At 56.2% G+C, this 12,412-nt stretch carries 14 protein-coding genes; 4 read left to right on the top strand and 10 right to left on the bottom strand.

The genetic code is table 11. The features are described 5' to 3' along the window. A partial coding sequence (locus Q0F21_RS02440) for a hypothetical protein (protein WP_297237061.1) occupies positions 1-920 on the top strand: 920 nt, incomplete at its 5' end. A gap of 64 nt (positions 921-984) precedes the next feature. Here Q0F21_RS02440 and Q0F21_RS02445 read toward each other — a convergent pair. The 4 genes from Q0F21_RS02445 to Q0F21_RS02460 all read right to left on the bottom strand — a co-directional run bounded on the left by Q0F21_RS02445 (position 985) and on the right by Q0F21_RS02460 (position 4,171). Then, the gene (locus Q0F21_RS02445) at positions 985-1,893 is read right to left on the bottom strand and encodes a nucleotidyl transferase AbiEii/AbiGii toxin family protein (RefSeq protein ID WP_297237063.1); all 909 of its coding nucleotides are present in this window, start codon (positions 1,891-1,893) and stop codon (positions 985-987) included. Continuing rightward, the gene (locus tag Q0F21_RS02450) at positions 1,880-2,641 is read right to left on the bottom strand and encodes a type IV toxin-antitoxin system AbiEi family antitoxin (RefSeq protein ID WP_297237065.1); all 762 of its coding nucleotides are present in this window, start codon (positions 2,639-2,641) and stop codon (positions 1,880-1,882) included. Before Q0F21_RS02450 ends, Q0F21_RS02445 begins: the two co-directional genes overlap by 14 nt. Positions 2,642-2,716: 75 nt before the next feature. After that, positions 2,717-3,106, bottom strand: a complete 390-nt coding sequence (locus Q0F21_RS02455; protein WP_297237067.1) for a hypothetical protein — start codon at positions 3,104-3,106, stop codon at positions 2,717-2,719. Between the two features lie 9 nt (positions 3,107-3,115). Continuing rightward, the gene (locus tag Q0F21_RS02460) at positions 3,116-4,171 is read right to left on the bottom strand and encodes a hypothetical protein (RefSeq protein WP_297237068.1); all 1,056 of its coding nucleotides are present in this window, start codon (positions 4,169-4,171) and stop codon (positions 3,116-3,118) included. A 186-nt stretch (positions 4,172-4,357) separates the two neighbouring features. On the opposite strand from Q0F21_RS02460, the gene Q0F21_RS02465 reads away from it, so the two are divergent. The 3 genes from Q0F21_RS02465 to mnmE all read left to right on the top strand — a co-directional run bounded on the left by Q0F21_RS02465 (position 4,358) and on the right by mnmE (position 6,588). After that, positions 4,358-4,615 carry a transposase gene (locus tag Q0F21_RS02465; RefSeq protein ID WP_297237070.1) on the top strand — a complete coding sequence of 86 codons (258 nt, stop codon included), beginning with the start codon at positions 4,358-4,360 and terminating at the stop codon, positions 4,613-4,615. Positions 4,616-4,805: 190 nt separating this feature from the next. Continuing rightward, positions 4,806-5,081 carry a type B 50S ribosomal protein L31 gene (locus Q0F21_RS02470; protein WP_018107191.1) on the top strand — a complete coding sequence of 92 codons (276 nt, stop codon included), beginning with the start codon at positions 4,806-4,808 and terminating at the stop codon, positions 5,079-5,081. Between the two features lie 109 nt (positions 5,082-5,190). Then, positions 5,191-6,588 carry a tRNA uridine-5-carboxymethylaminomethyl(34) synthesis GTPase MnmE gene (gene mnmE / locus Q0F21_RS02475; protein ID WP_297237072.1) on the top strand — a complete coding sequence of 466 codons (1,398 nt, stop codon included), beginning with the start codon at positions 5,191-5,193 and terminating at the stop codon, positions 6,586-6,588. Positions 6,589-6,880: 292 nt separating this feature from the next. Here mnmE and miaA read toward each other — a convergent pair whose 3' ends face one another. The 6 genes from miaA to pyrF form a co-directional block, all read right to left on the bottom strand. Beyond that, entirely contained in the window at positions 6,881-7,750 is an 870-nt protein-coding gene (gene miaA, locus Q0F21_RS02480) for a tRNA (adenosine(37)-N6)-dimethylallyltransferase MiaA (RefSeq protein ID WP_297237074.1), read from the bottom strand. Continuing rightward, entirely contained in the window at positions 7,747-8,379 is a 633-nt protein-coding gene (locus tag Q0F21_RS02485; protein WP_297237076.1) for a hypothetical protein, read from the bottom strand. The genes miaA and Q0F21_RS02485 overlap by 4 nt, the downstream gene beginning before the upstream one ends. Before the next feature lie 5 nt (positions 8,380-8,384). Further along, entirely contained in the window at positions 8,385-9,170 is a 786-nt protein-coding gene (gene lpxA / locus Q0F21_RS02490) for an acyl-ACP--UDP-N-acetylglucosamine O-acyltransferase (protein ID WP_297237078.1), read from the bottom strand. Between the two features lie 5 nt (positions 9,171-9,175). Beyond that, entirely contained in the window at positions 9,176-10,573 is a 1,398-nt protein-coding gene (locus Q0F21_RS02495) for a bifunctional UDP-3-O-[3-hydroxymyristoyl] N-acetylglucosamine deacetylase/3-hydroxyacyl-ACP dehydratase (RefSeq protein WP_297237080.1), read from the bottom strand. A 14-nt stretch (positions 10,574-10,587) separates the two neighbouring features. Then, on the bottom strand, positions 10,588-11,649 hold the full coding sequence (gene lpxD / locus Q0F21_RS02500; protein ID WP_297237082.1) for a UDP-3-O-(3-hydroxymyristoyl)glucosamine N-acyltransferase: 1,062 nt from the start codon (positions 11,647-11,649) through the stop codon (positions 10,588-10,590). A gap of 13 nt (positions 11,650-11,662) precedes the next feature. Next, a partial coding sequence (pyrF, locus tag Q0F21_RS02505; protein WP_297237084.1) for an orotidine-5'-phosphate decarboxylase occupies positions 11,663-12,412 on the bottom strand: 750 nt, incomplete at its 5' end.

Consider the following 12,412-nt stretch of genomic DNA (forward strand, 5'->3'; position numbering starts at 1 on the left):
ACGACCCAAAGAAGATCGAGCTGATCCTCTTCGACTGCCACTTCCACGGCAATAAGGTGCACGCCACGGCTCAGGAGAAGGGCGTAAAGTACCTCACTAGGGAGCAGGTGATGATCCTGGAGGAGGTCCCCAGCAAGGGATGGCAGGTCTCGCCCAAGGGCGTCGACCGATTCATCGTGTATGGTGGCAAGCAGGAAGCGAAGAGTCCCATCATCGATCCCGCCAAGAGGGACTGGACGGACCAGTCCTTCTACGCCAGTAGAGATGCAGGTATCTCTCTTCGCCAGTATGGTCTCCTTATCAAGATGTACGATAAGGAAGGGAAGGAGATTACGGGGCAATTTGCCACCAATGGCGAGGACAAGAGGCACCAATTCTTCTTCACCGCCCGTAACATTCGCCCCACAAAGTTTGGTGACCCGACTAAGAAGTATGACGATGATGTCTACCACTATATGTATTACTACTACTTCGACACCGACCCTTGGGATAAGACATTATACAGCGGAGCAAAGTATACCGGGATCTCCAATCCGATCGGCCTGAAGGGCTTTATGGAGTTCCCCGTGTCAGAGATCCGATTTGAGCTACAGCTGACACTCCTCCATGCGAGGTCCAGCAAGTTTAGCGGTGAGGGTGGTCGTCCGTCGCCCTTCTACGGGATGACGACCAAGCAGCGAGCTACAGATGTGGTGGATATTAATCTGAAGGGGATCCCCTTCATCGTCTTTGCCAATACCGGCGAGTATGTCAAAACGAATACCCACGACCTCTCCAAACTGAAGCCTGAGGAGAAGCTCCTCGTGGAGAAACTGAGCGATGCTGCCGGCATCACGGAGCAGGAGGCACTGAATGACCTCTGGTGTATGCTCTTTGGCGAGATACCGGAGCACGATTCTAGTAAGGGACGCCACCTCTGACCTTAGGAGCCTCTACAAGAGCCCCCCGCAAGTACGAAACTTGCGGGGGGCTCTTTTTTTTGTGCTAATCGTTGTGCAATAGTTCTCTCAGCTTGCTGATCTGCCTGGAGAAGCTTTCCGGATCGTTGTCTCTCAGCTTACGGATGTTCAGAAGTTTCCACTCGATAGAGGGATGTCTCTCAAAGCTCGGGTAGGGTATCATAGACCACTTGGGACTACCGCTTGCAAATGAGACAAGAAACTCTCGCTCCGACTCGGAAAACAGAGACTGTATGTCCCTGATCAATTCGTCTCGCGTAGCTTCGTAGTCTTGGTAGGTAAATGGAATCTTTGTCATCCCGGCAAACTGGCTCTCCATCACCCTCGACTGGTCAATAAGATTGGGAGACAGGGACTCCGAAATGGGGCGGTCGCTACTAAGGAGACAATACAGTATCCCCTCCTTCACCTCCGACAAGGAGTAATCCATATACCTAACATCAAAAAGGTCTCTCGGATGCTGTCGAGATAGCGCAGCGGATATCTTGCCTCCATACAGTAGGGAGATGGGAACCACCCTTGCCTCGCAGTACATCCCGAAGTCCCCTTGTGCCTTGTCGCACAGAGGCATTAGTTGCGGTTGTCCGGCGACAATGCCCCGCTTTGTCTGATTGACCTCCACCTTCACCTGACTTCCTCTGAAGCTACAGAGGAGCTTACAAATATCCGGCCTCAGAGCCGTCTGTATGCCTTTGACTGACTGCCTCAGTCTGTCTGCTATCCTTTCGAGACAGGCATTGATATTCTCAATGCTCGTTTTGCGATCCAGTAACGGGATATAGGTGAGGTCGATGTCTACTGAGTAGCGAGGGAGATCCTTGACAAAGAGATTAATCGCAGTGCCACCATGTATGGCGAGATCTTCCTCCTCAGTTATGGCCGGGATGATGCGTATCAGGAGTTCGACTTTACTCCGGTAGTCACTCGTAGTCATAGAGCTCCTGTGGGACTGTGATCTGGTACTTGTCCACGTAGACCCCCGGGGTGGCCAAGGCTCTTGTCCCCTTCCCCAGGTGGATTTTAGTGGGATCTAATTGCTTCAGCCACGGCAGCCGGGCTTTGTCTGCAAAGTATAGGAGCAATCGATTCACCTTGACAGAGCGACTCGACTCCAGCAACTGCTGCAGCACCTTGGGTCTCAGTGTGGTCAGCATCTCTGCCACGTAGTATATATCCATCAGAGAGTGGTGCCTGGGTGTCAGGTATAAGGCCTCGAGTATCGCCCTCTCCGGCGAAGAAACATACACATCGTACCCCTCCACCTCCAGGAGCTCGATGCCAAGATCGCTCCCGTTAAAAAGGTTGGTGCTGAAGAACCGAAGATCTCCTAAGAGAGTCCCTGTTTGGAGCCAGGTGGGGATATGGTCTCCACCTGGCTCGTAGAGAAAAAATGGCTCCTCACCCATATGTCCGAAATGAGAGAAACCCCTCAACTCCAGCGCTGTAGAGGCTCCAAGTACATACTTCTTCCCTAAAAGCTTGCGGTATGAGTAGAGTACGGCAGTCAGGGTGGGTGTGTATCCGTCAAAGCAGTAGACCCCGGACGCTATCCGCCGGAGCCAACCGCGTCCTACAAGGTCCGCCATTTCTGATCGCGTTATGCCTTGCTGCTCCATCCATGCAGCAAAGAGGACAGGGGTGTCCTGCGATTGTCTCTGCAGTTGTTTTATTTTAGTCGACATATGTACGATGATTCACCTACAAATGTATCGTAAAATAAACAGAGGAGAGGTCTCTCCTCACATCGGAGAGCGGAGTTACCGGAGGCGCTTGCGCTGCTTGCGGTAGCGGTAGTAGGTGCTGCCGGCAAAGGCGGCGAGGACAAGGAGTGACGCCAGTTCATCCCGGAGGTAGTCGAGTGACTGGGTGCAGTGGAGGATAAGACTCACCACGAGCAACACCCCGATGACGATGTAGCCGGCTGCCACCTCGCGCCACGCTCTGTCGAGCAGGTAGAGCGAGTGGATCTCACCGGGGGAGCCATAACAGGCGTTGGGATAGCTAAATACGGAGATCAGGGCAAAGAGTGCCACCCTATAGATGTGGTCGTGCCAGGGTGCCGGTCCCGTCACCATCTCGTAGATGTAGTAGAGCGCTCCGAGGAGACCCAGTATCACGGCGATCGTCGCTATCACTTGTCTATTCATACGCTGTATTTATTTATCCAGATAGATCCAGGACTGACTGTACTCCCTCTCCTTCCGCACCTCCCTCATCTGCTCCACTGCGCGATCCGAGTCCTCCAGTGCGTGGGAGAAGATCCGTCGCTGGCCGTTACGCATCATCAGGATGCCGGCGTCGGGGAAGGTCTCGAGGAGCTTGTGCGACTTGAGGTAATTCTCCATTTCCCTGTCAGTCATCAGACTGGCGATGATGATGTAGTGCCGCGGGGTGATCTCCCCCTGTCGGTAGATCGGTAGTCCCTCGTAGGTCTCTCGCTTCGGCTCAGCCGGCTGGGCGGCGGGCTCCTCCGGGGTCTCAACGACCGGCTTCGTCTGCTCCACTGCTTTGGTTGTCTGCTCCGTGGGGGCGGGCTGCGGGTGAGAGGTGGGCTTGCCGCTTCGGGTGATCAGGAAGATCACTCCGCCGAGGACGAGGAGTCCGATCAGACAGCCGATGATGATCTGTACCGCCTTGCTCTTGCTCTCTCCGTGGTGCTGTGGTTGCTCCTCCGGCTCGGTGGACGGTATCGGCTCTATCGGAGCAGGCATCGGCTCGGGTGGGGCAGGCTCTGCTAGAGTGTGCGGCTCCTCTGTGGGGATCTCTTCTTCCTCCTCCGGGACTGCTCCGTCGCGCATCATCAGCGTCACCGCCGGGAGGTCAAATCCCTGCGCCCCGCCATCGCTGCGGAAGGTGATCTTACCGCTCTGCCACGGATCGCGTATCAGCATCCCGAGGTGACCGATGGTGACCGGGGCACCGGTCTCCAGCCTCTCAGAAAGCTCGGCAATATCGGCCCGAAGACGCTCACCGGCGACAAGGTCCTGCTCCTCGGGGCTTCCCTCGCCGGAGATGTAAAGTCGGCGGAGGATGCCGTCATCGGCGGCATTGCCGGAATTGAAGCGAACCTGCTTCCTTGGCGGGTAGATCAGCCCCTTGGCCCGGTCGAGGCGCGCCGGCAGACGGTCGATGCGGAATGTCCCCAGCCCCGGGAGGGCAAACTTGCTCTGCTCCCCCAGTGTAAGCTCGATGTATTGCGTCAGCTTGCTCATGGTCTTTCTCTTGGAGGGTAAAGTTACCCCTTTTCTAAGAATATGTAAAAGCCTTACTTCTCCCCTCGATTTCGCATGATAGTCGATACGGCTAATTCACATTTTGATGTGCTGGGATGGGGAGGGAAAAGAGATTACCTTTGTCGGGGCGACAATAGATAAGGGACCAGGCAGTAGTTTTAGCGTATGGAAATAGCAGAGATAAGAGAGGCGGATCTTATGCTCATCACCAAGGAAGGGATGGAGAGCGAGGTGGAGGAGATACGCGATATCGTCAACTTCCTCAAGTCAAACTCTACCCCAATCCTGAGATACTTCTACCGCAGGGAGAGCAATGCCAAGGCGGAGGCTCTCAATCAAAATCTGCAGCGCTTCGTCAGCGTCAACTACGGAGCCAGGAACACCGACTTCTTTCACTACCGCATCGCCCTCCACTTCTCCTGACGCCCCACATCAACAAACCCTATTTCCCTGACCTCCCCATCCCAGCACATCAAAATGCGAATTAGCCCGGTTTGCGATTGGTAATGAGGGTAAATAGCCTGTCCGGGATATGGAGGAATAGGAAAAAAGTAGTACATTTGCGGTCGCAAGTCATATTAGTGCGATAACATTTACATAAGACGATATAGCAATGAAACAGGGTATTCATCCGGACAACTATCGTGAGGTAGTATTTAAGGATATGTCTAATGGCGATATGTTCATTACTCGCTCTACGGTCGATACGAAAGAGACAATCGACGTGGAGGGTGTGACCTATCCTCTGGTCAAAGTCGAGATCTCCAGCAGCTCGCACCCCTTCTATACCGGTAAGGCTAAGCTCGTCGACACGGCAGGTCGTGTAGACAAGTTCCTCAATCGTTATGGTAAGCGTGCCGCCAAGAAGGAGGATCAGGCTGCTAAGTAAGAGCTCTGGCGATGTGACCCATCGCACGCTTTATTCCTAAAGCAAATCACTATAAACGCTGACCGGGGCTTGTAAGCCTTAGTCAGCGTTTTTTTGTACCCCTACACCCATGCCTGTATACGACACCATCTGCGCCATCACCACACCTGCCGGAGTCTCCGCCGTCGGGATGATCAAGATCTCCGGTCCATCGGCTCTCTCAATAGTGGACAGGATCTTTGTCCCTATGCGCAAGTCCTCACCGCTCTCCCGGACGGAGGGCTATCGGATGGTATACGGTCACTTCGTTGACCACCGATCGGGCGAGATGATCGATGACGGGATGGCGCTGGTCTACCGCGCACCGCACTCCTATACAGGGGAGGAGATGGTGGAGCTGACGCTGCACGGCTCGCCGCTGATCCTCTCTCTGGTGATCGAGCAGCTCTGTGATGTCGGTGCGAGGGTGGCGGAGCGGGGCGAATTTACCCGCCGAGCAGTGCTCGCCGGCAAGCTGACACTTGGAGGTGCCGAGGCGGTCAATGATGTGATCATGGCGACCAATAGGTCTGCCCTCAGGATGTCGCTCACTCAGATGACCGGTCGCTTCGGCACCCGCATCGCTGAGCTACGTGACGGGCTGATCCGGATCGCTTCCCTGCTGGAGCTGGAGCTGGACTTCTCGGAGGAGGACGTCAACTTTGTCTCCCGACCGGAGCTTCTTCAGAGCTGCGAAGCACTGCGCTCGGAGGTACTCTCCCTCTCAGAGAGCTATCGCAAGGGCGAAGCGGTCAAGCGTGGGATACCGATCGCCATCGTCGGCAGTCCCAACGTCGGCAAGTCTACCCTGCTGAATAACCTGCTTGGCGAAGACCGTGCTATTGTCTCCGATGTGGAGGGTACTACGCGGGATACCATAGAGGGTCACTTATTCATTGACGGGCAGGAGTTCCGCCTCATAGATACTGCCGGACTGCGTGAGACGGAGGATCCGGTGGAGAGTCTCGGTATCAGTCGCACGCTGAGTGAGGTCGGTAGAGCGCTGCTTATCCTCTGGATGGTCGACCCTCGGGAGACGACTGACGCTGTGGATGAGGTGTGGAGGAAGCTCACAGACGGAGTCCCCGAGGTGGTGGTGCTGCTCAATAAGTCCGATGAGACCACGCTGGAGGAGCGCACCCGGATGACAAGTCACCTCACATCGCTTGGTGTCCGGGAGGTGGTGGAGATCACCGGCAGGGTCCTCGGAGAGGCGAAGAAGGTGACCGACCTCCTCCACCGTCACTTTGCTAACCTCGTGGTTGCAGAGGGGGAGGTGGTGGTGAGCAACCTCCGTCAGGCGATGGCGCTTCGCCGTGCCGCAGATGGTCTCTCCCGTGTGGCTGAGGGACTCAGGAGTGATCAGCCCACGGTGCTGCTGGCTCAGGATCTGCGGGAGGCTACGGCAGCGATGGGCGAGGTGATCGGGGACGTGGTCACTGAGGATCTCCTCGACTCCATCTTTGCCAACTTCTGCATCGGCAAGTAGTCCCGACTACGATCTCTCTCAACCGCCGCTTAGGAGAAGCAGTCAGATCAATACCACCGTCGGGGCGATCTGACTACTCGGATCCCTCTATTCTTACCCTAATCGTTACCGGTATGAGTGATCACTATAGTCGGGTTTAGTGATCACTAAACCCGGTAATAGATGCCACTAATACCGACTATAGAGGTAGAGTGTCGCTGTGTGCTGATAATCAGAAGGATGCCGAGACCTCCTGCGGAGTCCCGGGATGAGGAGGTAGGCCTTGGGGCTTATGGTGTTGGTCCCGAAGCGCTTACTCGAGTAGGATAGGCTTGATGCCGGGGATCTTCCCGAAGAAGGTGATCTGCTTCCGCGCATAGACCCGACTACTCTTCTTTACCCTATGGATCGCTTCGTCCAGCGAGCATTGCCCATCCAGATATTGGATCACCTCCTTGTATCCGATGGTATTGAGTGCATTGCAGTCTCTGTACGGCAGCAGTCGGCGAACTTCGTCCACTAGTCCCCGCTCAAGCATTTGGTCCACTCGCTTATTGATCCGCTCGTAGAGGATCTCCCGGGGACGGAAGATCCCCCACACCTCCACCTCGTAAGGAAAGGCTCGTGACCGGTGTGTATGCCAGGAGGAGAATGGACGATGAGTGGTCAGCCACACCTCGAGAGCGCGGATCATTCGCTTGTGGTTATTCCCGTCGATCGTAGCGAGATAGAGCGGGTCTACCTCGGCCAGCCTGCTCCTGATGGGCTCTATCCCCTCCGTCTCGAAGCACTCCCATAGGGAGCGCCTCACCTCAGGGTCAGGCTCGGGGATCGGATCCATCTCGTAGAGTAGTGCCTGTATGTACATCATCGATCCCCCCACGATGAGCGCCGTGTCATGAGATAGATGGATCTCGTCCACCAGCTCTAACGCATCTGACGCAAAGTCGTATGCATTATAGGGACTTGTGACCTCCCGTGTGGCCACAAAATAGTGCGGCACCGCTCGCATATCCTCTCGGGATGGTGCGTCGGTGCCTATGCTCATACCCTTATAGATCTGTCTGGAGTCGGCAGAGATGATGGGCGTGGAGAGTCTCTGAGCCAGCTCCATCGCATAAGCGGACTTGCCCACACCGGTCGGTCCTGTCAGGATGATCAGTCGCTTATCTGCGTGGGTCAAAGGGTAAAGTCCTCTGTGGGGATCTCGTTGTCAAACTCTCCCGACTCATCCGAGGTGCCAAAGCCCTCCGGGTCAATCTCGGAGCTGTCAAAGGCCTCGCTCCCGTATTCATCCGGTGTGGCCTCTTCGTTGAGCTTTTTCCTCGTCTTACTTTGCTCTCCGCTCGGAACCTCTGCGGGGATCTTCTTTGGCTTAGTCTCCTTCTTCTCCTCCTCGACAGGCAGTGTCTGGAGGGGTGGCTCGCCCTCTGACCGTGAGATCTCAAATACCCCGGCGATACTGCCGGAGGTCATCTCCCGCAACTCTATGTAGAAGGCTCTGGATCTCTCGATGTCAAAGGTCAGCATCAGTCGCTCCCTCTCGCTACTGAGCAGCTCGGAGAGCCGGGTGCTCTCCATGAGATAGACATCCTCGTCAGAGCGACTGTGGGGCGGCTCCACCTCGTAGATCGTCATCCGGCGGGACCAGCTGTGGTCGGTGAGATGGATGAGCGAGGGTTCCAGAGGAGAGTAGCCTATGTCCTCGTAGAGTGCACTACGAAGGTCGCCAAAGGTCGACTCGCTCCCGATCCTGATGTCTCTCCTAAAGGAGCGCGCCTCCGGAGAGACGATGACGAATCGATAGATCATACCTCTTATCCCCTGACAATACCGCGCGTGGAGCGGCGTATAAAATCGACTATGCGACGTCGCTCGGGGGTGTCCTCGAGCGTTTTCTCAATTGTCTCCAGGGCATCGCTCACATTGAGTCCCTGAGCGTAGAGTATACGATAGGCATCGCTGACAAGTGCAATCTCCTCCTCGGTAAAACCCCGACGGCGGAGACCGATGAGATTGACCCCAGAGAAGACAAGTGGCTCGCGTGCCGCAATTGCATATGGGGGAATGTCCTTCGTGACCCTACTTCCTCCCTGTGTCATAGTGTGGCGACCGATGAGCGTAAACTGATGGACAAGCACCGAGCCGCTCAGTATCGCCCAGTCGTCTATCTCCACCTCACCGGCGATCTGGGAGGCATTGCCGATGATCACGTGATCCCCCAGCACGCAGTCGTGTGCCACGTGCGCATAGGCCATGATCAGACAGTCCTCCCCGATCACGGTCTTGCCCCTCGAGGCGGTACCTCGACTGATGGTCACATACTCGCGGATCACAGTCCGATCTCCTATGATGGCCACCGTCTCCTCACCCCTAAACTTCAGATCCTGTGGCACTCCGGCGACCACCGCATAGGGATGGATCTCGCACTGACTGCCGATCCTGGCACCCGACCGGATGATCGCACCGCTGTGGATATGCGTCCCCGGACCAATCTCCACGTTGTCCTCCACGATGGCGTAGGGATCCACACGGACATCCTCTGCAAGGACAGCACCGTCGGAGACAAGTGCAAGAGAGCTGATAGACTTATTTGATACCATATCGTTTATTTCTCACCCTCCTGATTAGCTACTACCTTGGCCACAACCTCCGCCTCACAGACTATCTGATCGCCGATGTAGCCTACTCCTCTGACCCGAGCGAAACCGTGACGCACCGGTGACAGAGCCTCTACTCGGAAGATAACGGTATCGCCGGGCGTTACCTTCTGTCTAAATCTGGCACTCTCAATGCGAGCCAGGTAGGTAGAGTGTGGTCCCGGTTCATCCATTATCTGTAAGACAAGTATCCCGGCTATCTGGGCGATTGACTCCACAAGCAGGACGCCGGGGACGATCGGCTCCTGAGGGAAGTGTCCCACAAAGAAGGGATCACTGACGGAGTAATTCTTCAGCCCCACCGCCTTACCACCATTCATCTCCATGATCCGGTCCACGAGGAGCATCGGGTAGCGGTGCGGAAGGATCTTCATGATGGCCTGAGTATCCAGCAGCGGCTTGGTCTCTGGATCATAAGTGGGTGCCTGCTTATCCTCACCCTCTATTGCCTCCAGTAGTTTCCTACAGAGTCTGCCATTGATTGTGTGACCCGGCTTGGTGGCTATCACCCTTCCTTGTATCTTACATCCGGCAAGCGCAAGGTCTCCCAGTACGTCCAGCAGCTTGTGCCGGGCGGGCTCATTGGTGTAGGCCAGCGGCCGGTGACTGATATACCCGAGCTTAGACGCATCGCTGTGATCCACCCCGAGCTCATCCGAGAGCTTGTCCAGCTCCGTCTGAGTAAGCTCTCGGTCGTAGATCACCAGTGCATTGTCGAGATCTCCCCCCTTGATCAGATTATTTGCCACTAAAGCCTGCACCTCTCTCACGAAGACAAAGGTCCTCGCCGGAGCGATCTCCTCGGCGAAGTCGTCGCCCTCCTCGTAGGACGCAAACTGATGAGAGAGGATCGGCGAGTCGTAGGAGATCAGCACATCAACGGCAAAGGTGTCGTCCGGTAGTAAGATGAGCCTGGCGCCGGACTCTTCATCACAGACCTCGATCTTACGAGGCACGACAAAGAGCTTCGCCTCGGCCTGCTGCTCTACAAGTCCCACTTCCCGGATCTTCTCGACATAGGGTGCGGCACTCCCGTCTAGTATCGGAGCCTCAGGACCATCCAGCTCGATCAGGCAATTGTCCACCCCCATCATGGCGAGTGCCGCCATCATATGCTCGATGGTGCAGACGGAGAAGTCTCCCTCTCTCAGAGTGGTACAGCGATCGGACTGAGTGGCGTACCTGACGAGCGCCGGAAGGACAGGCTTGTCCGGCAGGTCGGTCCTGCAGATACGTATCCCGTGACCCTCTTCGGCCGGTAAAGCTCTCAGGTGAATGTACTTCCCCGTATGCAGTCCCTTACCCTCCAGCTGAAACGCCCCCCCCAGGGTATGCTGATGTGTCATACGTTGTCTCCTCTTCAGTTACGCTTATCCCTAAGCTCCTCCAGCTCCTCTCTCAGACGCTTTACCTCCTTGGTAAGATCGTAGAGCTGCTTATCCAGCTGCGGCAGCCGATCGGTCACGGCGGCGCTCTTCATCGCTCTGACATAAGGTCTCCCGGGATAGCCAAACCAATAGCTCCCCTCCTCCTCTATGCTTGCCATGATACCCGTCTGCGCCCCGAAGGTCACTCGATCGGCAGTCTTCAGGTGACCGGCGATGCCCACCTGTCCGGCGAGACGATTCCACTGACCGATGGTGGTCGAGCCGGCGACCCCTGACTGAGCGGCGATGGCGGTATGCTCCTTTACCTCACAATTATGGGCGATCTGGACGAGGTTGTCGATCTTCACTCCCCGTCTGATGATCGTAGCATCGAGGACAGCGCGATCGATACAGGCATTAGCCCCCACCTCCACGTCATCCTCGAGGATCACCTTACCGGTCTGAGGGATCTTATCCCAGCCCTTATCAGTAGGCGCAAATCCAAATCCATCTGCCCCCAGGACAGCGCCCGAGTGGAGGATGCAGCGATCCCCGACGATCGTGCGATTACTGATCGTCACCTGCTGATAGATCTTACAGTCCGCTCCTATGGAGCAGTCCTCACCGATATAGACCTGTGCACGGACGATCGTCCGTGCACCCACCTTACTATTCCTCCCAATGTAGACAAAGGGTCCCACCGAAGCGGTCGGATCCACCTCCGCCGAGGGGTCCACGATGGCAAATTGTGAGATCCCCGCCTCCGGCTCGGAACCATCTCGTATCACGCTCAGCAGCTTCGCTAGGCTGTCATAAGGGTCAGAGACACGTATCAGCGTAGTAGTGATCTCACCTGTCGGTCGGTAGTCTGCCTCCACCAGTACAGCACTGCACTTAGTGGTGTAGAGGTAATGCTCGTATGCAGGGTTAGCGAGGAAGGAGAGAGTCCCCTCCTGTCCATTCTCTATCCCTCCGAAGTCGAAGAGCTCCACATCAGGATCTCCATCCACGACACCGTGGAGGAAGTCCGCCACCTCTTGGGCTGTATATTTCATACGGATTCTATTCTCAAATAACGTGATGCCTCTCCAGCTCCCGCTCCATCTCTTCCCGGAGTGCGACAGACTTGGCCCGAGCGGCGTCTGCATAGTCCTCCCCGTGGGAGGCAAAGATGATCCCTCGGGACGAATTCACGATCAGACCGCACTCCTCTGTCATGCCGTGCCGGCAGACCTCCTCCAGCGATCCCCCCTGCTTGCCCACGCCGGGGACGAGGAGGAAGTAGTCGGGAGCGATCTCCCTGATCTGATCAAAGAGGGTGGCCTGAGTCGCACCCGCAACAAACATCAGCTGGTCAGATGATGCCCACGATACCGCCGTCTCCAGAACTGCCTGATAGAGCAGCCGTCCATCCTCCAGTCGCAGATGCTGGAAGTCCGCCGAGCCGGCATTGGAGGTCAGCGCCAGTAGCACCGTCCACCGATCGGTGTACTCCAGGAATGGGGAGATACTGTCCCGACCCATATAGGGTGCAGTGGTGACGGCATCCGCCCCTAGCTCCTCAAAGGCCGCCTTGGCGTACTGAGCCGAGGTGTTACCAATGTCACCTCTCTTGGCATCCAGGATCACCAGAGTATCAGGATACCGCTCATGAAGATAGTCGATCGTCTCACCCAGCACGTCGATCCCCTCGGCGCCCAGCGGCTCGTAGAAGGCCTCATTGGGCTTATATGCCACAGCGAGGTCTGCCGTGGCATCTATGATCGCTTTATTAAAGGTCAGTACCCCCTCGGCAGTCTGAGGAAGGTGCGGAGGGAG

Origin of the sequence: uncultured Porphyromonas sp. (genome assembly GCF_934359325.1) — a bacterium.
In the GTDB taxonomy this organism is placed as follows: Bacteria; Bacteroidota; Bacteroidia; order Bacteroidales; family Porphyromonadaceae; genus Porphyromonas_A.